This window comes from Microbulbifer variabilis (genome assembly GCF_052468405.1).
This window is the reverse complement of record NZ_CP174343.1, coordinates 4,708,184-4,727,019: the sequence shown is the minus strand read 5'-3', so window position 1 is coordinate 4,727,019 and position 18,836 is coordinate 4,708,184. Positions and strand designations below refer to the sequence as shown.

At 50.3% G+C, this 18,836-nt stretch carries 23 protein-coding genes and 1 tRNA gene; 19 read left to right on the top strand and 5 right to left on the bottom strand.

Going from position 1 to position 18,836, the window contains the following annotated elements; genetic code table 11:
• From ACJJJB_RS21300 to ACJJJB_RS21285, 4 genes are all read left to right on the top strand, one after another.
• Positions 1-720, top strand: coding sequence for a pteridine reductase (locus ACJJJB_RS21300; protein WP_342664441.1), 720 nt, complete (start codon positions 1-3; stop codon positions 718-720).
• A gap of 76 nt (positions 721-796) precedes the next feature.
• A complete protein-coding gene (locus tag ACJJJB_RS21295) occupies positions 797-1,492 on the top strand; it encodes a response regulator transcription factor (RefSeq protein WP_444945770.1) in 696 nt (231 codons plus the stop codon).
• Entirely contained in the window at positions 1,476-2,723 is a 1,248-nt protein-coding gene (locus ACJJJB_RS21290) for a sensor histidine kinase (RefSeq protein ID WP_353377070.1), read from the top strand. Before ACJJJB_RS21295 ends, ACJJJB_RS21290 begins: the two co-directional genes overlap by 17 nt.
• A 211-nt stretch (positions 2,724-2,934) precedes the next feature.
• Positions 2,935-3,993 carry a type 1 glutamine amidotransferase domain-containing protein gene (locus tag ACJJJB_RS21285; RefSeq protein WP_445365463.1) on the top strand — a complete coding sequence of 353 codons (1,059 nt, stop codon included), beginning with the start codon at positions 2,935-2,937 and terminating at the stop codon, positions 3,991-3,993.
• Positions 3,994-4,014: 21 nt separating this feature from the next.
• On the opposite strand, the gene ACJJJB_RS21280 is transcribed toward ACJJJB_RS21285, so the two are convergent.
• Positions 4,015-4,476, bottom strand: a complete 462-nt coding sequence (locus tag ACJJJB_RS21280) for a winged helix-turn-helix transcriptional regulator (RefSeq protein ID WP_026304897.1) — start codon at positions 4,474-4,476, stop codon at positions 4,015-4,017.
• A 415-nt stretch (positions 4,477-4,891) separates the two neighbouring features.
• Here ACJJJB_RS21280 and ACJJJB_RS21275 point away from each other — a divergent pair, with 415 nt between their 5' ends.
• Entirely contained in the window at positions 4,892-6,004 is a 1,113-nt protein-coding gene (locus tag ACJJJB_RS21275) for an NADH:flavin oxidoreductase (protein WP_282951783.1), read from the top strand.
• Between the two features lie 70 nt (positions 6,005-6,074).
• On the opposite strand, the gene folK is transcribed toward ACJJJB_RS21275, so the two are convergent.
• The 3 genes from folK to tsaD are packed head-to-tail and all read right to left on the bottom strand — an operon-like array spanning position 6,075 to position 8,038.
• Positions 6,075-6,566 carry a 2-amino-4-hydroxy-6-hydroxymethyldihydropteridine diphosphokinase gene (gene folK / locus ACJJJB_RS21270; RefSeq protein ID WP_282951784.1) on the bottom strand — a complete coding sequence of 164 codons (492 nt, stop codon included), beginning with the start codon at positions 6,564-6,566 and terminating at the stop codon, positions 6,075-6,077.
• A gap of 2 nt (positions 6,567-6,568) precedes the next feature.
• Positions 6,569-6,958 (bottom strand): dihydroneopterin aldolase, encoded by a 390-nt coding sequence (gene folB, locus ACJJJB_RS21265; RefSeq protein ID WP_020411528.1) that lies wholly within the window; start codon positions 6,956-6,958, stop codon positions 6,569-6,571.
• Positions 6,959-7,003: 45 nt separating this feature from the next.
• Positions 7,004-8,038: a tRNA (adenosine(37)-N6)-threonylcarbamoyltransferase complex transferase subunit TsaD gene (gene tsaD / locus ACJJJB_RS21260; protein WP_020411529.1), complete on the bottom strand. Its 1,035-nt coding sequence runs from the start codon at positions 8,036-8,038 to the stop codon at positions 7,004-7,006.
• A 173-nt stretch (positions 8,039-8,211) separates the two neighbouring features.
• On the opposite strand from tsaD, the gene rpsU reads away from it, so the two are divergent.
• From rpsU to ACJJJB_RS21210, 10 genes are all read left to right on the top strand, one after another.
• Positions 8,212-8,427: a 30S ribosomal protein S21 gene (rpsU, locus tag ACJJJB_RS21255; RefSeq protein ID WP_020411530.1), complete on the top strand. Its 216-nt coding sequence runs from the start codon at positions 8,212-8,214 to the stop codon at positions 8,425-8,427.
• 199 nt (positions 8,428-8,626) lie between these two features.
• Positions 8,627-9,073, top strand: a complete 447-nt coding sequence (locus ACJJJB_RS21250) for a GatB/YqeY domain-containing protein (RefSeq protein ID WP_020411531.1) — start codon at positions 8,627-8,629, stop codon at positions 9,071-9,073.
• A gap of 19 nt (positions 9,074-9,092) precedes the next feature.
• Complete coding sequence (dnaG, locus tag ACJJJB_RS21245; protein WP_445365462.1) at positions 9,093-11,069, top strand: DNA primase; 1,977 nt, start codon at positions 9,093-9,095, stop codon at positions 11,067-11,069.
• A 195-nt stretch (positions 11,070-11,264) separates the two neighbouring features.
• Complete coding sequence (gene rpoD, locus ACJJJB_RS21240) at positions 11,265-13,127, top strand: RNA polymerase sigma factor RpoD (RefSeq protein WP_020411533.1); 1,863 nt, start codon at positions 11,265-11,267, stop codon at positions 13,125-13,127.
• Between the two features lie 91 nt (positions 13,128-13,218).
• On the top strand, positions 13,219-13,638 hold the full coding sequence (locus ACJJJB_RS21235; RefSeq protein WP_020411534.1) for a diacylglycerol kinase: 420 nt from the start codon (positions 13,219-13,221) through the stop codon (positions 13,636-13,638).
• Between the two features lie 307 nt (positions 13,639-13,945).
• Positions 13,946-14,022, top strand: a tRNA-Ile gene (locus ACJJJB_RS21230).
• A 202-nt stretch (positions 14,023-14,224) separates the two neighbouring features.
• Positions 14,225-14,611 carry an integrase arm-type DNA-binding domain-containing protein gene (locus ACJJJB_RS21225; RefSeq protein ID WP_445365461.1) on the top strand — a complete coding sequence of 129 codons (387 nt, stop codon included), beginning with the start codon at positions 14,225-14,227 and terminating at the stop codon, positions 14,609-14,611.
• Positions 14,599-14,856: a phage integrase central domain-containing protein gene (locus tag ACJJJB_RS21220; protein WP_445365460.1), complete on the top strand. Its 258-nt coding sequence runs from the start codon at positions 14,599-14,601 to the stop codon at positions 14,854-14,856. The genes ACJJJB_RS21225 and ACJJJB_RS21220 overlap by 13 nt, the downstream gene beginning before the upstream one ends.
• Positions 14,825-15,235: a type IV secretion system DNA-binding domain-containing protein gene (locus ACJJJB_RS21215; RefSeq protein WP_445365459.1), complete on the top strand. Its 411-nt coding sequence runs from the start codon at positions 14,825-14,827 to the stop codon at positions 15,233-15,235. Before ACJJJB_RS21220 ends, ACJJJB_RS21215 begins: the two co-directional genes overlap by 32 nt.
• Complete coding sequence (locus ACJJJB_RS21210; protein ID WP_445365458.1) at positions 15,232-15,660, top strand: hypothetical protein; 429 nt, start codon at positions 15,232-15,234, stop codon at positions 15,658-15,660. The genes ACJJJB_RS21215 and ACJJJB_RS21210 overlap by 4 nt, the downstream gene beginning before the upstream one ends.
• Here the strand turns inward: ACJJJB_RS21210 and ACJJJB_RS21205 are convergent, their stop codons facing one another.
• Positions 15,661-15,894, bottom strand: coding sequence for a hypothetical protein (locus ACJJJB_RS21205; protein WP_445365457.1), 234 nt, complete (start codon positions 15,892-15,894; stop codon positions 15,661-15,663).
• Between the two features lie 422 nt (positions 15,895-16,316).
• Here ACJJJB_RS21205 and ACJJJB_RS21200 point away from each other — a divergent pair, with 422 nt between their 5' ends.
• Genes ACJJJB_RS21200 through ACJJJB_RS21185 form a run of 4 tightly spaced genes read left to right on the top strand, consistent with a single transcriptional unit; the run spans position 16,317 to position 18,834 of the window.
• On the top strand, positions 16,317-16,550 hold the full coding sequence (locus ACJJJB_RS21200) for a hypothetical protein (RefSeq protein ID WP_445365456.1): 234 nt from the start codon (positions 16,317-16,319) through the stop codon (positions 16,548-16,550).
• Positions 16,551-16,608: 58 nt separating this feature from the next.
• Complete coding sequence (locus tag ACJJJB_RS21195; RefSeq protein ID WP_445365455.1) at positions 16,609-17,358, top strand: glycosyltransferase family A protein; 750 nt, start codon at positions 16,609-16,611, stop codon at positions 17,356-17,358.
• Positions 17,355-18,044 carry an RraA family protein gene (locus ACJJJB_RS21190; protein ID WP_445365454.1) on the top strand — a complete coding sequence of 230 codons (690 nt, stop codon included), beginning with the start codon at positions 17,355-17,357 and terminating at the stop codon, positions 18,042-18,044. The genes ACJJJB_RS21195 and ACJJJB_RS21190 overlap by 4 nt, the downstream gene beginning before the upstream one ends.
• Positions 18,037-18,834, top strand: coding sequence for an SDR family NAD(P)-dependent oxidoreductase (locus ACJJJB_RS21185; RefSeq protein ID WP_445365453.1), 798 nt, complete (start codon positions 18,037-18,039; stop codon positions 18,832-18,834). Before ACJJJB_RS21190 ends, ACJJJB_RS21185 begins: the two co-directional genes overlap by 8 nt.
• Positions 18,835-18,836: the final 2 nt, after the last annotated feature.

Here is an 18,836-nt window from a genome sequence, read left to right as displayed (position 1 = left end):
GTGTTGATTACCGGTGCTGCCGCACGCTTGGGCCGTGCTATTACCAAAGAGCTGCATAGAGATCACAGGGTTGTTATTCACTATCGCAACTCGGCTGATGCAGCCAAGGCCCTGGCAAACGAGCTGAACCGACTTCGCCCCAACTCTGCCATAGCGTTGCACAGTGAATTGAATAGCGCCGAAGCCTGTTCCAATCTGGCCCAGCGCGCACAAGAGGCCTGGGGCGGTATCGATGTTCTGGTCAACAATGCCTCAGCATTTCACCCCACACCTGTGGGAAAGGCGACCGAGGAGGACTGGGATCGGCTGGTAGGCAGCAACCTCAAAGTCCCCTTCTTTCTCATTCAGGCCCTGAAAGAAACACTCAGCCAACAACAGGGCTGCGTTGTTAATATGGCGGATATCCACGCCGAGCGCCCGATGCCCGAGCACACTATTTACTGCGCCGCCAAGGCTGGGCTGGTAATGCTGACAAAAAGCCTCGCTCTGGAGCTGTCTCCCCAGGTCCGGGTCAATGCAGTCGCCCCCGGTGCCATTCTTTGGCCAGAGCAAGAGGCAACTAACGAAGCCAAGAAAGCACAGATCACCCAGCGTATTCCTTTGGCCCGAACCGGTGACCCCAGCGATATCGCCAAAACCGTGCGCTTCCTGGTCTGTGACGCCCCCTATATCAACGGCCAGATTATTGCTGTTGACGGCGGCCGCAACCTCAACATCTAGAGCGGGGCTTCACTTCAATTTCACCGACACTCTGTCAGAATGTTTGGCAACTTACTCTGCCACAAGAGGTTTGCCGGTGCCCTCACTGAAGATATTGTTGATTGAAGATAACCTCACTATCGCCCGCCAGATTGCCGAATTCCTACATGCTGAGGGCTGGCAGATAGATTACGCCCATCGGGGTCGCCAGGGTTTACAGCTGGCCCTGGAACAAATCTTCGACCTGATCATTCTCGACCTGGGCCTGCCGGATATAGACGGCTTGGAGGTCTGTGAAAAGATCAAGGCACAAGCGCCAGTTAACATGCCAATTCTGATGTTAACTGCCCGCGATGCTCTCGCAGATAAAGAACGCGGATTTGGTATCGGTGCCGATGACTACTTATGTAAGCCCTTCGAACCAAGGGAACTGATACTGAGATGCCGCGCCCTGGCACGTAGACACCAGCTGCATACCAGTGAAGAAATCAAGGTGGGTGATTTACAGATAAACCAGCGCCAGCAAACCGCCTACCGGGATAAACAACCTCTGCCCCTGACAACTATCGGTTTTCGCATTCTCACTATGCTCGCCCAGGCGTCGCCAGCACCAGTAAGCCGCTCGGCAATCATCCACCATATTTGGGGTGACGAACCCCCAGAAACAGACGCCTTAAAATCCCACATTTATAGTCTTCGCCAAACATTGGATAAGCCTTTCCTGGTTCCCATGTTGAAAACTATCACCAATCTCGGTTATCAGTTGGAAATTCCCAATGCGCGAAACCAGTAATTTACAGAGGAAGGTCTTCGCTATTTTTGGCAGTTTTACCCTGCTGCTATGTTTGGTGTTTTTTGCCATCTGTATGATGGTGGCCTATGTAATTGAAGACCATTTACTCGATAACTTATTGGTCGGGGAAGTCCGCTACCTCGAACAGCAGGCAAAACAGGCTAAAACAATCCCAGAGCCACGCCTACCCTATTTAACGCTATACACTGAAAGCAAAGTAATTCCTACTGAACTGCGCACTGCCCTACCAAGTCATGCAGAAAAGGCAGAATGGTTTAGTGATACGGAACATCACTTCCATCTGCGCAGAGTACATTTTCCGGGCAACGATTCCGCCGTTCTCGTAGCTGAAGTCAGTGAATTACTCACTGTTACGCGGCAATCCTCGCAACTTCTCTGGCTCTTTGCAAGCGCCTGTATCTTGACCCTACTCTTAGCCCTCTATTGTGCTTTTCGTATTTCCCGTAAAACCATCGCACCTGTAGTAACCCTCGCTAAAGCAGTTAAGCGGCAGAGAAACTGCGATTCTCAAATTTCCCTGCCCTATAACAATGAACAAGATGAAATCGGTTATCTCGCAAGTACGTTGCAAGATACACTTAACCAGCTCAAGCTGACATTGCGCAGGGAAACTGAGTTTACCCGGGATACAAGCCATGAGTTGCGCACCGGGCTAACCATTCTGAAAAGCACACTGGCTCTCAGTCAAAATCGGGAAATGACTAAAGCTGAGAAAAATGAGCTATTAGAAACTGTTGCCGGTATGGAAAAAACTGTTAAGACACTATTGGCCCTCGCCCGCTCAGAATCTCTACAGTCGGAAGATATCCCATTGCGTGCTTTACTGGAGGAGCGTCTTTTAGTTCAACACCAGGTAATTGTACAAAAGCAGTTTCATGTTGATTTAAAGTTAGGGCACAAAGTCAGAGTCCTGGCCAATCGACACCTGGTAAGTCTGCTAGTCGATAACTTAATCAGCAATGCATTACAGCACGCTTCCAACCCTAAATTGGTTATTACCTATAAGGGGAACACACTCTTTTTTGAGAACGCCACAGACAACCAATTAGATTTAGAAACCTCCCTCTTGCCCGGCCAAAAGAGGGAGGGCAGTGACGGTATAGGTCAAGGCCTTTTCCTGGCCAAGAGAATCTGTGAAGCCTTAAATTGGACCATCGCCGTCAAATGTCGAAAAAATATTTATCAGTGTGCTCTGTCTTTTACACAGTAGTTTTCTAAGGTCCAGATTTTTACCGCAAAAACATACTGCGCTCGAGACGAACAGTGAATTGGCACCCATGCCTTATACGATCCCGAGTGCAGTTTATTATTTCTTCCTATTTAGCAACTACAATCTCACCTGAATTTCACCTTCCACCCCTTATTCTCCTACGAACTCACTAGAAGATTTTCCGTCTGCTACCGCAATTTTGGAGATTAATATGTTGAAGAAAATTGTTATTTCCCTGGCACTGACTTTGTCGGTATTTTTTGGTTTTATTATTTGGATTAAGGGCCTAATTCCACCCCAAGAGCAGGACTTTTCCACTACGACGGTCAGTGATCTACCGTATTTACAACAATTACCCAGGGAAAGCCGAGGAAAAATCTTAGCTGTTGTCACCAGTACTGAAACGATGGGAGATAGTGGCAAGGCCACTGGTTATGAGTTAACGGAACTGGCACGCCCCTATTACATCTTTTCGGCCAACGGATTTATTGTCGATATTGCCAGTCCCAGAGGCGGCAAACCGCCTGCGGTGATCGATAAAGATGACCTTGGGCCTTTCGACTATGCCTTTCTCAATGACCCGGAGGCACAACAAAAGGTCAACAACAGTATTCCTATCGATCAGGTATCGGCAGAGGATTATCGGGCAGTATTTTTTGTCGGCGGTAAAGGCACCATGTTCGATTTCCCCGACAATCCCCATATCCAGTCCCTGGTGCGGGAAATCTATAGCAGCGGCAAAATTATCGGAGCGGTTTGCCACGGGCCAGCAGCCCTTGCCAATGTCACCCTGGATAATGGCGAGCCCTTGATCGCCGATCGGCAGATTAGTGCTTTTACTAACGAAGAGGAGCTTTTTCTTATTCCCGACGCCAAGCAACGATTTCCATTCCTGCTGGAGGATCGCTTACGTAAGCAAGGCGCGGTGTTCCAGGCTGGGCCCACTTACCTGGAACAAGTCAGCGTGGATGGCCAGCTTATTACCGGACAAAACCCCTGGTCCACCTGGCTGGCGGCTGAGAGTATGGTAAGGGCGATGGGGTATACCCCAGTTCCACGTCAAGTCACCCCGGTGGAGCAGACCGTCAAATTACTACTCACTTATGAGAAGCACGGCTTTACCGAGGCCGCAGAGAAATTACAGAAACTTCAAGAGAAAGGGGAAATAGACCAGCGCCTACTGGCCATGCACGGCGTTGTCTCTGCTATGCGCTGGGAGCCGGGCAGGGCTCTGGACATAATCAGACTGCTGTCCAAGAGCCAGGATTGATAGAGCCCCTCAAAAAGCCAGCTAGCCAGCCTGCTCTAGCGGCTGGCCATTTTCATCCACAAATAATACATCGCGAATACTGAGTTTTTGCCCTTGGGCATTCTGCACAACCATTTCAGGGATAGGTTCGCCGCTGTTTTTATCGACCAGATGCACGCCGTCTTTATTGCCATTCCAGCGCAGATTCCACTGGCGCAGGGCGATTACCACCGTAAACAGGTCGCGACCTTTTTCCGTTAAGCGGTACTCGTAGCGTGTGCCGTGCTCACCCGCATCAAAGCGCACCAGCACCTCGTTATCCACCAGACGGGATAACCGATCCACAAGGATATTCTTGGCGATTCCCAGGTTTCTTTGGAAGTCCACAAAACGACGGGTACCCAGCATCGCCTGCTTAATTATCAGCAGGGACCACCAGTCCCCCACCTCATTCAGGGCGCAAGCCAGGGAGCAATCAAGATCATCAAAGCGTTTACGTGACATATAGGGAGCCTCTGAATAACTCCGTGATACCTCTGGCATGCAGAGCGGTTCACAATCAAGGCGCGGCTTCGCAGGAATGTCTAGACCTTTCAAGAAGTCGCAACGCGGAGTGTGAATCGCTCTGCAAGCCCCGAAGGGCGGGCCTTGAAGGCCACAGCTGCTGCGTTGCCGCTCTTGCCAAGGGCTAGGGCCATTCGCGGCGAGCTGCGCCTAACATCTGCAGCCTTCAAGGCCCGCAGAGGCATTACGGAGTTGTTCAGAGGCTCCCTAGCCAGTATACCGGCAAAAGAGTTGCAATACGAAACCAGATATTGAACTCAACCTTAAAATAAGGTCTTATAACGCAACCGTTTTAATTGTGACCTAGTGGGACCAGTGAGTCCCAGTGTTGAATCGAGACATTCAGGAGAGAAATATGAGTGGTTCCCTGGACAACCTACTGCGTCCTTTCGAGCATAAATCCCTAAAGCTGCGCAACCGGGTCGCAATGGCCCCCATGACCCGCACTATGTCACCGGGCTATTCAGCCAATGACCAGGTGGCCGGCTATTACCGCCGCCGAGCTGAAGGTGAAGTGGGACTAATTATTACCGAAGGCACCTTCGTTAATCATAAAGCCGCAAACGGCTACGAGAATGTACCGGCAATCTACGGTGAAGCCGCTCTCGCCGGCTGGAAAAAAGTGGTAGACGAAGTACACGCTGCCGGTGGCCAGATTATCCCACAGTTGTGGCACGTAGGTTCCGTGCGCAAAGAGGGCATAGGCCCGGATAAATCAGTACCCGGCTACTCCCCCTCAGGCCTATTCAAACCTGGCAAGCCCAATGGCCAGGCGATGAGCAAAGAGGACATCCAGGAAGTTGTACAAGCTTTTGCGGACGCGGCAAAAGCAGCCAAGGAAATTGGGTTTGACGGTGTAGAGATTCACGGCGCCCACGGCTACCTGATCGACCAGTTTTTCTGGGAAGGTACCAACCAACGCGATGACGAGTACGGTGGCTCCATCGAAAATCGCACCCGCTTTGCAGTGGAAATTATCAAAGCGGTACGTGAAGCCGTAGGCGAAGATTTCGCCATAGTGCTGCGCTACTCCCAATGGAAGCAGCAGGATTACGAAGCCAAGTTGGCGCAAAACCCGGAAGAACTGAAACGCTTCCTGACACCGCTGGTTGAAGCTGGCGTTGATATTTTCCACGCTTCTTCAAGACGCTTCTGGGTGCCGGAGTTCGAGGGCTCTGATCTCAACCTGGCAGGCTGGACCAAGGAGCTGACTGGAAAACCGGTAATTTCCGTCGGCAGTGTCGGCCTCGACGATGATTTTATCGGCGGCAACAACCAGGGCATGGGCGGTACTGCCAACCCTACCGATCTAGGCGAACTGACCCGCCGTATGGACAACCAGGAGTTCGATCTGATTGCCGTTGGCCGTGCACTACTACAGGACCCACACTGGTTCGCCAAGGTACGTGAAGATCGTGCGGAGGAAATCACTCCGTTTACCAAAGAGGCGCTAATGAGCCTGAGTTAATTTTTACTGACAAAAAAAGCAGCCTCTAAAGGCTGCTTTTTTATCTACATTTTTTAAAAATTTTTTGGAATCACGGCCAAATAAATTCTACCGGCCACAATTTCTGCGAAGCCTGATCGTACTCATCCCAAAGCTGCCGGTAAGTCTTTTGCTCAACAGGGTGCGGTACTTCCGGTGCTATCTCTGCCAGAGGCTGCAAAACAAAGGCGTTTTTTACAATCTCACCCCGTGGCAATTTTACCCCGTCGACAATCCCGGTCAGGTGATCATAGGTGAGAATATCAATATCCAGGGTACGCGCGCTGAACTTGGGTCCGGAGCGCAGGCGGCCATTGGCATCTTCGATACCGCGCAAACAAAGAGCCAGCTGCCCTACCGGCAGGTTAGTTTGCAGCCCCACTACCAAGTTGTAAAAATTATCGCCCAGGAAACCCACCGCCTCACTCTCGAAGACCCGGGACACCTGTAATTCGCCAAACTGCCCGGCCAGGGCATCCAGAGCCGCGCGAATATGTTGCGCGCGATTGATATTACTGCCGAGGCTGAGATACACCTGAGCCACGTTTACACTCCCGCAGACATCGCTGCTGCACCTTTTGCTGGCCTTTCGCCACGCTCAATAATGACACCCACATCCCTGGACCCCCTGACCGCACCCGGCTTGGACAAACGCAGTCGCAGCCAGCTTACTGAAAACTCTTCCCTGACAATTGCCGCAGCCTGCTCCGCCATGGTCTCCACCAACAGGAACTCACTGCTTTCAATAAAGGCAATCAAGCGCTTGGCTACCGCCTTATAGTTAAGTGTGTACTCGATATTATCTGTGCGTGCCGCCTCACTGATATCGAAAGCCATCTCCAGATCGAGGCTGACGGTCTGGCGCACTTCCCGCTCCCAATCGTAAATACCAATAATGGTATTCACTTTTAAATCCCGTATATAAACAATATCCATTTATTGGCTCTTTTCTTTTTAACTGCCAGGCTGCTCCTGGGATTTTTAAAGTTCGGTCTTGGGCAATTCTGTCATAGGCCAGCGCGGGCGCACATCCACGGCTAAATCAGTCTGCTCCCCGACTTTTAAACGCAAACTACCGGCATAGGCAATCATGGCGCCGTTATCGGTACAAAATTCATGGCGCGGATAATAGACACTGGCACCGTCCTTGCTCAGACTTGTTTCCAGGCGCTCGCGCAGCTGTTTATTTGCGGAAACCCCACCGGCAATCACCAGGGTTTTATAACCGGAGGCCTTAATGGCGCGCCGACACTTAATCACCAGGGTATCCACTACGGCCTCTTGAAAGGCCGCAGCGATATCCGCGCAGGTTTGCTCATCCGGCAAGCCATCTTCGAGGGCGTGCTGGCGCACGGTAGTCAGAGTGAAGGTTTTAAGACCTGAAAAACTGAAGTCCAGCCCTGGCCGATCAGTCATGGGGCGCGGGAAGGTAAAGCGTTTGGAGTCACCTTTCTCCGCCAGGGCAGCCAAACGCGGGCCGCCTGGGTAATCCAGGTCGAGCATTTTAGCGGCCTTATCGAAGGCTTCACCGGCGGCATCATCCAGGGACTCCCCCATCAGTTCGTAGTCACCAAGACCACGCACTTCCACCAGCTGGGTGTGTCCGCCGGAAACCAGCAAGGCGACAAAAGGAAAGGCCGGAGGGTTTTCCTCCAACATGGGTGCTAATAGATGCCCTTCCATATGATGCACCGCCACCGCTGGAACATCCCAACCATATGCTAAGGAGCGGCCAGCACAGGCACCTACCATTAGGGCACCAACCAAACCAGGCCCCGCGGTATAAGCTACGCCATCCAGGTCAGAGGGCTTGGTATTGGTCTTGGCCATTACCTGGCGCACCAGGGGTAGCAGCTTGCGCACATGATCGCGACTCGCCAGCTCCGGTACCACACCACCATAATCTGCATGCAGATCCACTTGGCTGAACAGGGCATGGCCTAGCAGGCCGGATTCTGAATCGTAGATAGCTACGCCAGTTTCATCGCAGGAAGTTTCTATACCGAGGACGCGCACTTGATCTCACACTCGTGACTGCTTCGAGGGGCCGTTATCATACTTGAAAATGGGGTTGCGATCCCGTAGGGGAGTGTTTAGAATTTGCGCCCTCGCTGTGAACCGGCCACCGGATGCAACTGCGAGAGCATTGCCGGAATGGCCGAGAGAAACGAATTTTAACAGGTATCCTAATGCCCTCTGTACGAATTAAAGACAACGAACCTTTCGATATCGCCCTGCGCCGCTTCAAGCGCTCCTGTGAAAAAGCAGGCGTACTGTCTGAAGTACGTCGTCGCGAGTTCTACGAGAAGCCCACCGCTGTTCGTAAGCGCAAAGCTGCTGCCGCTGTTAAGCGTCACGCTAAAAAGCTTCAGCGCGAAAATCGCAAGTTCCAGCGTCTCTACTAAGAGCCGCAGGCTGCATAAGCCTGTCGCAGCGAGACGGCCGGACGGGCTCAGCTCGTAGCGGAGCTATAAAGAACGGCGTGCGAGCCATACTCGCGCGCCGTTTTGCGTTTGGGCTAACGCATTTTCCCCCGACCAGCAGACAAGCTATTCTAAGCACCCGAAACCAAAATTCATTGCCAACAATCCCGGAACACTCGTTATGAGCACTCTCAAGGAAACCCTGACCCAGGCCACCAAAGACGCAATGAAAGCGCGAGACAAAGAGCGCCTGGCTACCCTGCGCCTGATCAATGCCGAAGTTAAACGTGTTGAAGTCGACGAGCGCATCGACCTTGATGACGCCCGCATCCTCGCCCTGCTGGACAAGATGACCAAACAGCGTCGCGATTCCATCGCCCAGTACGAAAAGGCAGGCCGCGCCGAGCTGGCGGCAGTGGAGCAGGCTGAGATCGAGGTAATCCAGGAGTTCCTGCCCAAGCAGCTGACCGAGGCTGAAATCAACGAAATCGTCTCTTCCGCTGTGCAAGACACAGGCGCCAGCAGCATGGCTGATATGGGCAAGGTTATTGCCCAGGTTAAACCCCAGGTACAGGGCCGTGCAGATATGGGCGCAGTAAGTAAGCTGGTAAAAGCCCAACTGGGCTAATCCTCACACGGGAAGCACTATGCCCAGCAAGATCCCCCAACATTTTATCGACGACCTGCTCGCCAGAGCAGATATTGTCGAGTTGGTGGACAGCCGGGTTAAATTGCGCAAAACCGGCAAAAACTACTCCGCCTGCTGCCCCTTTCACGATGAGAAAACTCCATCTTTTACCGTAAGTCCAGACAAGCAGTTCTATTACTGCTTTGGTTGCGGCGCCAACGGCAACGCCATTGGCTTTCTCATGGAGTACGACCGCCTCCCCTTCCCTGAGGCGGTAGAAAAACTCGCTGCAACCCGCGGCCTTGAGGTACCCCGGGAGCAACTCGCACCAGGGCAAGAGAAACGCCAAAAAGAGAGCCAGTCCCTCTACCAACTCACAGAGAAAGTCGCAGATTACTACCGCGAGCAACTTCGCAGCCACCCTACCGCCGGCAATGCCGTGGCTTATCTACGCAACCGCGGCCTTTCAGGGGAGATTGCCCGCGACTTCGGTATAGGCCTGGCGCCCCCGGGCTGGGATAACCTGCTCAACGCACTGGCCGATACTCCAGAAAAAGCGGACCAGCTGGAACTGGCGGGCCTGGCCATTCGCCGCCAGGATAGCGATGGCAATACTAAGCCCAACTCGCGCCACCATTATGATCGTTTCCGCAATCGTATTATTTTCCCAATCCGCGACCAGCGCGGACGCGCTATCGCCTTCGGTGGACGAGTACTGGGAGATGAGAAACCCAAGTACCTGAACTCCCCTGAAACCCCTATTTTCCACAAGAGCCGTGAGCTCTACGGCCTGTGGGAAGCACGTCAGGCCAATCGCAACCTTGAACGCCTGATTGTGGTAGAGGGCTATATGGATGTGGTGGCCCTGGCCCAGTTCGATATCCGTTGCGCCGTCGCCACCCTGGGGACCGCTTGTGGCGAAGACCATATCCAACTCGCCTTCCGCCACACCACAGAGCTGCTGTTCTGCTTTGACGGCGACCGCGCCGGCCGCACTGCCGCGCGACGTGCCCTGGAGTCTGCTCTGCCACAAATGCAGGATGGCCGCAGCCTTCACTTCCTGTTGCTGCCGGAAGGTGAGGACCCAGACACCCTGGTGCGCCAGCTGGGCGGAGAGCGCTTTCAGCAGCTAATGGAGGAACAGGCCCTGCCACTGGAAGATTTTCTCTTTGATTTGCTCAGCGAGGATCTCAACCTACAAACCATGGACGGCCGCGCGCGCCTGTCCAAACTCGCCGCTCCTCTACTGGATTTGCTACCAGAAGGTGTTTACCGCCAACTGATGTTCCAACAACTCGCCTCACGCACAGGTCTCGACAAAGAGACTTTGCAGGAGGTTATCCAAGCGGAGAAAGCCCGCAACACCCAGGTACAGCGCAGCCAACCTCAACAAACAACAGCCGAACAAGAACATAGGGTGCCGCTAGAGCCCAATCAGGACTCCCAGCATCGCACTCCGCCAGAGCCCTGGCCACGAGATCGCGCCCCCTATCTGGCGGAAGCCTCCCCACAGGAACCTGGTAACCTGCGACGCAGCGGGCAATACCGCCTGCCACCGGAACGTATGCTTATTGCCCTTCTGCTGCACCATCCACAACTTTCTGCACAAATAAAGGACCTGGAGCACTTCCGGACAAGTAGTGATCCCGATCTGGCACTCTTTGCACAGCTGGTAGAACTACTCAGGAACCGCCCCGAATATAACCTCAATCAGCTACTCGGCTATTGGCGCGCCCATCATGGTGCCGAATCCTGCGATACCCTGGCCCAGCTCGCCGCATCCCAGCTGGTCTCCAGTATTCGCCAGTTAGCACAAGGCAATAGCAACCTGGAATACGATCCACAAACTGAATTCAGCGACTGCCTGCAGCGCCTGAAACAAACCGCTGACAAGCAGCGTAAGCGTGATTTACTCGCCCAACTGAAAAGTGGCACCCAGCTCAGCCAGGAAGAACAGCTGGCGCTTTTGGCCAACTGGCGCAGAAAAGACAATTAATCTGCATTAACCCCTTGAAAACTGTGGGCTCAACACTATATTCACACACCCCGCCGGGCGGGAACGGGAACCCCAGCACCCTAAACTACGCACTAACGCCGTTACTTGACAGCTAGAGTGGTTATTGCTATTGCAAATACGCTATAATCCCGCGTCTTTGTCCCGTATTTTCATCCCCAGAATTCAGGGTTGTGCATGACCGACAAAACCCAGCAACAGACCTCCCGCATTAAGGAACTGATCGCCCGCGGTAAAGAGCAGGGCTATCTCACTTACGCGGAGGTAAACGACCACCTTCCGGAAGATATTTCCGACCCCGATCAGGTGGAAGACATTATTGGCATGATCAACGACATGGGTATCAAGGTGTTCGAAAGCGCACCAGATGCCGAAGAGTTGTTGATGGCTGAAGGCGACAGCTCCGCTGACGAGATCGCCGCAGCCGAAGCAGCAGCCGCACTGGCCGCCGTAGAATCCGATGTAGGCCGCACCACCGATCCGGTACGCATGTATATGCGCGAAATGGGCACCGTTGAGCTGCTCACGCGCGAGGGCGAAATCGCCATTGCCAAGCGTATCGAAGAGGGCCTGCGTGAGCTGATGGCCGCTCTCGCCTATTGGCCAGGTGCAGTACAACAGATCATTGATGAGTACGCGCTAATCGAAAAAGAAGAGCGCCGTGTTCCTGATGTCATTTCCGGCTGGCTCGACCCCGCCGAAGATGTACCACCTGGTGCTCAAGCTGGCCAAGCCGCGGAATCCCGTGAGACCAGCGATAGCGATGACGAATCTGCCGACGACGAGGATGACGACAGTACCTCAGAGGAAGAAGAGGAAAACGCCGGTGGCCTCGACCCAGAGGAACTGGCAGAGCGCATGAATGCGCTAATCACTGCTCAGAAAGTTGCAGACGAAGCCATTACCGCCCACGGACGCGACTCCAAGGAAGCAGGCGAAGCCCTCGAAGCCGTGGCTGAAGTCTTCCGCTACTTCAAACTGGCACCGCGCCAGTTCGATCCGCTCTACGGCGAAGTGCGCGATATTCTCGACAGTGTGCGCAGACAAGAGCGCATCACTATGAACCTGTGCATCAAGCGTGCACGCATGCCGCGTAAGACCTTTATCAAAGAGTTCCCCGGTAACGAGACCAATGAGGATTGGATCCCGGCGATCATCAAAAAGAAGCGCGACTACTCCGACGCCCTGCGCCATGTAGTGGACGATATAGTACGCGCCCAGCGTAAACTGGCCCAGTGCCAGGAACGCTCCGGACTGGACGTAGGCCAGATCAAAGAGATCAACCGCCGTATGTCCATTGGTGAAGCCCGCTCTCGCCGCGCCAAGAAGGAAATGGTGGAAGCCAACCTTCGCCTGGTGATTTCTATCGCCAAAAAGTACACCAACCGCGGCCTTCAGTTCCTGGACCTGATTCAGGAGGGCAACATCGGCCTGATGAAGGCTGTGGATAAGTTCGAATACCGTCGCGGTTATAAGTTCTCCACCTACGCCACCTGGTGGATTCGTCAGGCGATCACCCGCTCCATTGCTGACCAGGCACGTACCATCCGTATTCCAGTGCATATGATTGAGACTATTAATAAGCTCAACCGTATCAGCCGCCAGATGCTGCAGGAAATGGGGCGTGAACCCACTCCTGAAGAGTTGGGCGAGCGTATGGAAATGCCGGAAGACAAGGTACGCAAAGTCCTCAAGATCGCTAAAGAGCCCATCTCCATGGAGACTCCCATCGGCGATGACGAAGACTCACACCTGGGTGACTTTATCGAAGACCAGAACCAGTCCTCCCCGGTGGACACCGCCACCCAGACCGGCCTGCACGATGCCACCCGCTCCGTGCTCTCCGGCCTGACCGCGCGTGAAGCCAAGGTACTGCGTATGCGCTTTGGTATTGACATGAACACTGACCACACTCTGGAAGAGGTGGGTAAGCAGTTCGATGTAACCCGTGAGCGTATCCGACAGATTGAGGCCAAGGCCCTGCGTAAGCTGCGACACCCGTCCCGATCGGAGCACCTGCGGAGCTTCCTCGACGAGTAAGCGCCAACTAAAAAGCCCGGTTTCGACCGGGCTTTTTTATGTGACACAATAAAGACCACCCTCAAGGGTCTACGGATGGCAGGAGAGTAATATGCAAAAAGAAGTCGCCAGCAAACCGGAAAAGTCTGAAGGAGTCGCCAATAAGCCGGGCAAAAAAGGCCTTGCTCGACTGATCGCCGCCGCCAGATATTCGAGCGAAGGCCTCGCCGCCGCCTGGCGTAATGAGGAAGCCTTCCGTATGGAAATCATCCTCGTAATCTTCATTATCCCTCTCGCCATCTGGGTCGGAGATACACCGGCAGAGCGCGCCATACTAATCGCCGTAAGCTTGGTGGTACTGCCCCTTGAGCTAATCAACAGCGCCATTGAGGCTACCGTGGACCGCATAAGCCCAGAAAAACACCCTTTGGCCAAGATTGCCAAGGACACAGGCTCCGCCGCCGTAGCCGTGGCTCTTATTTCATGGCTGATTGTCTGGGGCTGCATAGTAATTCCCAAGCTGCCAATCTAACCGCGATCTGTGTAAAAGCTCGAAGAGAAAAGCGGGAAGCTTAACTTCCCGCCCCATCTAAACGGCAGTACCAGTTAAAACCCTAAAATCATACGGTCGTACTAATATAGAAAGCTGTAAATTCCAACTGCCTTACCATTGACACTAAAATACACCGCCAAGTATTTCGTATAAAAAATAAACGATAAAGTTCACGTTGGCAGGCAAAGGCTGCCGAGAGGAAATCTCTGCCACAAAGGCATTGATTTGAAAGGAAAAATCTTGTACTTTCCCCAACCGCTTGCAACGATCCCCGCAAGCAAAGTGTGGGCCCTTAGCTCAGTTGGTTAGAGCATCCGACTCATAATCGGCAGGTCCTGGGTTCGAGTCCCGGAGGGCCCACCACCTTTAAATCTCCCCCAATCTCAAAAAGCCTCACACCCCGCGACACACCTAGTTTTCCAGGTTATTCTTGCGTCTAGATTAATCTTATATATACCCCCAAAGCTTGGGGTATCTGGGGGTACATGTGGGGGTATGAATGGATTTAATTAAAAAATATACCCTCAAAAATTGCTCAAGCCCCCGCTATTAAAGGGATTGCGCTATGGCACTGACAGAGCATCAGGTGAAGCAGGCAAAAGCGAAAGAAAAGGATTACAAACTCAGCGACGGAAAAGGAACATTTCTGCTTGTAACCAAGAGCGGTGCCCGGCATTCGCGACTCAAATACCGCCACCCCCATACAAAGCGGGAGCGTTTACTTGCCTTGGGGGTGTACCCTGAAATTAGTTTTAAAAAAGCGCGGCTAAAATGTGATGAACCCCGAAACCTAATACTCGACGGCATCGACCCAAGTGACCACCGAAAAACCCGCGAAATAGAAAACCACACTGCCGCCACTAATACTTTTGAAGCTTTAGCTCTCGACTGGTTTGCAACCAAAATAGGGATAAATCCGAAAGCCATCGCCGCCGCACAATGCGTTTATTAGAGCGTGACCTTTTTCCCTATTTAGGGCGAAGGCCAATAGGAAAAATAACCCCACCAGAATTATTAACCACCCTAAAACGCATTGAGGCCAGAGGCGCAATAGAAACCGCCAAGCGCGCCAAGCAGACTGCAAGCCAGGTATTCCGCTTCGCTATGCCGGTGGCAAAGCTATCACCACATCAGCGGCCCTCGTCTTCATCAAGGGCGCACGGCCTTGATTCATGCCAAACAAGCCGCCAAGCGTGAAGCCAAGCAGAGTAACAAAGCTAAAGGTTTAAAATTGCACCCTAAGCTTCAAATCAGCAAAGTCAGTGAGTCCGGCAATATCCTCCTGGCCGGCAACCAAAGCACAGAGAAAACGGTGTTCATTGCTCCCTTGATTGACCAAATGATTGATAGAGGTGAACGAGCATTAATTTACCATGAAAAACGCGAGTTTATTGCCTTAATTTATAAGCCAGAGTCTTGTGTGTTGCTCGCGCCATGGGATAGTCGCGGAATGGCGTGGAACATTCAGGTTGATGCCCACAACGCCAGCCGAGCACAGCTCATTGCCGAGTGGTTAACTCCGAAGCCCGTGAGCCAATCTGGTCAAACGGGGCACGGATGTTGTTCTGCGGCATGATTGAGATACTCAATCACACCCAAGTTCGTAGGGGTTGGTCAGAACTTGCCGATATGCTTAGCAGCGAAGAAGCAGCACTGGATACCCTTCAAGGTAAAAGGTTACTGCATATCGAGCAAGACAGCCAAAGTGCTCGTGAGCAACTCGTCAAGCACAAACAAGCTTATACTGAGGCGAATCCCGACAAGAATACGATGATCATGGCGCAACGTTGGAGAGACGTAAAATCCTTAAATGACTTGGTGCGCAAGGTCTACCAAGACAAAGGCAAGCTCGGCAAGGAGAACATTTTAACCGAATGTGTGGCATCTAATCAGAGCCTGTATTTTGCGTTCTCAAAGGGTGAGCGGGTACGCTTTACAAAGAACGGCTACAAAAGGGGTTTCACCAATGGCGATCAAGGCAGCATTACCCAACTATTATAGCTAGGAAGTGATATTCGTTTTACCGTCAAGCTCGATAGCGGTCGTACCGTCAGCCTTTATCAGTCGGATTATTCCGACCAGCAAGGCAGGCTGCAACTGGTACAAGCCTATGCCTGTACTGTCTATAGCAGCCAAGGTGCCACCATTGATGAGGATACCTTCGTGTTCTACACAACCGCCATGGGTAGGGCTGCAAGCTATGTGGCGGGCAGCCGCCACAAGGATAAATGCCATTGGTTCGTCAATAGCCAAGAACTAGATGCCCAAAGCGGTCAAGCAGACAATGGGCAAGCACCAGATATGTCTACACGGCTAAAATCATTAGCTCGCTGCATGAGCGTTAATAGGAAGAAAACTCTGGCAATTGAATACCTAATCGAAAAACAAGAAAAATTAAAGTTAGAAAACTTCACAGAGCTAGAATGTTCAGCCTAGTTGGTCTCCGTCAATCAGAAGCTCACTAGCTGAAGATTAATGGAAACTGATGTAACCACTCAATAGTCGAGTGAAGTTACACACAAAGAATTACAGGAAAGCATAGAACACGTCTAATAATTGACTTTAAAGAAGAACAACCTATATTGGTATCGGGCAGTAGTTTTTTCATACAAACATACTGGTTGTCAATTACCAACAAACATTAAATGGAGATTTAGATGGCTGCTGATTTGATAAACGCAATCTCTGCTCATAAAGATATTTTCGATCAATTTTCAAAAAACCCACTTGATGCAATTAAAGCTCTTGAAGCAAAAACGGGTGTGTCGTTTGGAAAGGTGAATGTTGATGATATTGAAATACTTAGAACAATGAACTTTGATGAAATTCAGCTACTAGCAGCTATTCAACATAAAATTAGAAAAGGGGGTAAACCTTTCAAACTTGGTTAGGTTATTCATTAGTTCCCTCCTGTTTCCCTTAAGGAGGGAACTTAACATAGGATGTGACATGTCAGTTTCATTTATTATCATTAATTACAATTACTCTGAGTTCATAAATAGAGCTATATACTCAATTTTTGCTCAGAAAAATCAGTCTAAATCATTTGACTTGATTGTAGTCGATGACGGTAGCACCGATGACTCTATTTCAGAAATTATATCTTCCTTTTCTAAATATAAAAATCGCTTTAGAAATAGTTATTTTTTATTTAACTCTAAAAACAGAGGGAAACTAGCCTGTTTAAATGACGCAATTACACAAGCTAAAGGTGAGTTTACTGTAATTTTGGATTCGGATGATTTCTTAACGACACACTTCTTAGATACTCAGCTGAAGGTCTTCAAAAATGAATATAAAGAAAGCCATAAATTGGCTTTTGTATATTCAGACAGCCTTTTAATAAACAAATCAGAAGAAGTTATTTGTGGGGGATTCTCACGCGAATTTAACATGGATGAGGTCTTCAATTTGAGTTACATCCCAGAAACTGCACTCACCTTGACTAAAGTTTTGTATAAATGCTTACCATTTGATCATTCTATAAAAGTTGGAACGAAACATCACAAATGGAAGAAAGTCTGTACGATGGGATATCACGGAAAACACATTGCTGAGCCTCTTTTTTATTATCGAATGCATAGTAAAAACTTATCAGGAATTGGAGACAAAATAATCAATGAGCTTAAAGAAAGTCATGATCCAAATGAATCGTATAAAAATAGAATATTATCAGGGTATTGGAGTAGTTCAACATGAGTATCGTGGATAAAAATGTTAATCAAGGTCGCATTATCAGAAGTGTTGTTCGCCCTAAACAGGAACACCTAGAGCTGTTGAAAAAATGCTACACGGCGCTGGTCGCTGACTTACTCGGAAAAAATGTATGCGTCGATCACAAAATCAAGCCGTTATCTGAAGGAATGACTCTGTGCGGACCTGCAATTACGGTATTTGGCAAAGACCTTACTGTACGAAGAGCTGCAATAAACCTTTCAAGGCCTGGGGATATATTAGTTTTAGCTTCCGAGGGTTATCAAGAAATTGCTTGTTTTGGTGATGGCACAGCTTTAAAAATGAAGCTTAAAGGTTTAGAAGGAGTTGTAATTGATGGCTTTGTTAGAGACTCCGCAGGAATTAAAAAATTAAACTTTAACACATTTTGCATCGGCATCACGCCAAGAAACTACCACTATCCATTTGAGCAAGACTTTGGCGCCGTTAACGTTCCTATTGTTTGTGGAGGGCAAATTGTGGCACCCGGCGATGTAGTTATGGGTGACGATGATGGAGTGATAATAATCCCAGCTTCACGAGTAGAGGAAATATCTTTACGAGCAATCAAAATTCTGGAAACCGAAAAAAAAGAAAGAAACATCACCTGCTTCGAAAGATTTGAAGGTGTTGAAGAAGAATTAGAGAATAGAGGGTTTATATTTGAGTAATCTTTCATATGACTTTAAAGGGAAAGTCGCATTTGTAACAGGAGCTGGAGGTGGAGGCACTGGAACTGAGATTGTTAAACAATTATTGAAAGCTGGCGCTAGTGTTGGAATGACAGTAAAAAGTGAAGATTCAATAGACTATTTAAATAACGAGCTACGAATATTTTCGGGATATTATGAAGTATTTATTTGCAATGCAGGTTCGGAATCTAGTACTCAAAAAGCGATGAATACGGTAGTTGAAAGGTTTGGAACAATTGACATTTTAGTCAACAATGCTGCCGCTGGAGTACCGTTTAAATATGCTGAAAATATCTCATCAAAAGACTGGGATACAGATATTTCGACCATCCTAATGGGCTCTTTTTATTCTTGCAAATACGCTATTCCCCATATGAAGCGGAACAAATTTGGAAAAATAATATTTATTTCATCCTCTTCTGCGATTAAAGGAAGTTGGGGTAGAGCAATTACTTATAGTGCAAGCAAATCCGCTTTGACTGGCATGGTCAAGCAACTCGCACTCGAAATGGCTCAATTCGGTATTAATATTAACATGATTACCCCCTCTCAAATAGATACGCCTCGAGTTAAAAGAGGAGGTCGGCGAACAAGTGATTCGATTGTAAAATACTGTGAAAAAAATGTCCCACTAGGTAGGCCTGCGACTCCATTTGATGTTAGCTCAGCTGTAATGTTTCTCTCATCTAAAGAATCATCATATATAACAGGTCAGAACTTAATAATCGATGGCGGTCAGTCTTTGTCTGGCCCAAATAAATTAATTTAATT

Excerpts from the sequence above, each read along its gene's own strand:
- ACJJJB_RS21290 (WP_353377070.1), top strand. The coding sequence starts at position 1,476 with ATGCGCGAAACCAGTAATTTACAGAGGAAGGTCTTCGCTATTTTTGGC.
- ACJJJB_RS21285 (WP_445365463.1), top strand. The coding sequence starts at position 2,935 with ATGTTGAAGAAAATTGTTATTTCCCTGGCACTGACTTTGTCGGTATTT.
- ACJJJB_RS21280 (WP_026304897.1), bottom strand. The coding sequence starts at position 4,476 with ATGTCACGTAAACGCTTTGATGATCTTGATTGCTCCCTGGCTTGCGCC.
- ACJJJB_RS21275 (WP_282951783.1), top strand. The coding sequence starts at position 4,892 with ATGAGTGGTTCCCTGGACAACCTACTGCGTCCTTTCGAGCATAAATCC.
- folB (WP_020411528.1), bottom strand. The coding sequence starts at position 6,958 with ATGGATATTGTTTATATACGGGATTTAAAAGTGAATACCATTATTGGT.
- rpsU (WP_020411530.1), top strand. The coding sequence starts at position 8,212 with ATGCCCTCTGTACGAATTAAAGACAACGAACCTTTCGATATCGCCCTG.
- ACJJJB_RS21250 (WP_020411531.1), top strand. The coding sequence starts at position 8,627 with ATGAGCACTCTCAAGGAAACCCTGACCCAGGCCACCAAAGACGCAATG.
- dnaG (WP_445365462.1), top strand. The coding sequence starts at position 9,093 with ATGCCCAGCAAGATCCCCCAACATTTTATCGACGACCTGCTCGCCAGA.
- rpoD (WP_020411533.1), top strand. The coding sequence starts at position 11,265 with ATGACCGACAAAACCCAGCAACAGACCTCCCGCATTAAGGAACTGATC.
- ACJJJB_RS21235 (WP_020411534.1), top strand. The coding sequence starts at position 13,219 with ATGCAAAAAGAAGTCGCCAGCAAACCGGAAAAGTCTGAAGGAGTCGCC.
- ACJJJB_RS21225 (WP_445365461.1), top strand. The coding sequence starts at position 14,225 with ATGGCACTGACAGAGCATCAGGTGAAGCAGGCAAAAGCGAAAGAAAAG.
- ACJJJB_RS21220 (WP_445365460.1), top strand. The coding sequence starts at position 14,599 with ATGCGTTTATTAGAGCGTGACCTTTTTCCCTATTTAGGGCGAAGGCCA.
- ACJJJB_RS21210 (WP_445365458.1), top strand. The coding sequence starts at position 15,232 with ATGATTGAGATACTCAATCACACCCAAGTTCGTAGGGGTTGGTCAGAA.
- ACJJJB_RS21205 (WP_445365457.1), bottom strand. The coding sequence starts at position 15,894 with ATGGCATTTATCCTTGTGGCGGCTGCCCGCCACATAGCTTGCAGCCCT.
- ACJJJB_RS21200 (WP_445365456.1), top strand. The coding sequence starts at position 16,317 with ATGGCTGCTGATTTGATAAACGCAATCTCTGCTCATAAAGATATTTTC.
- ACJJJB_RS21195 (WP_445365455.1), top strand. The coding sequence starts at position 16,609 with ATGTCAGTTTCATTTATTATCATTAATTACAATTACTCTGAGTTCATA.
- ACJJJB_RS21190 (WP_445365454.1), top strand. The coding sequence starts at position 17,355 with ATGAGTATCGTGGATAAAAATGTTAATCAAGGTCGCATTATCAGAAGT.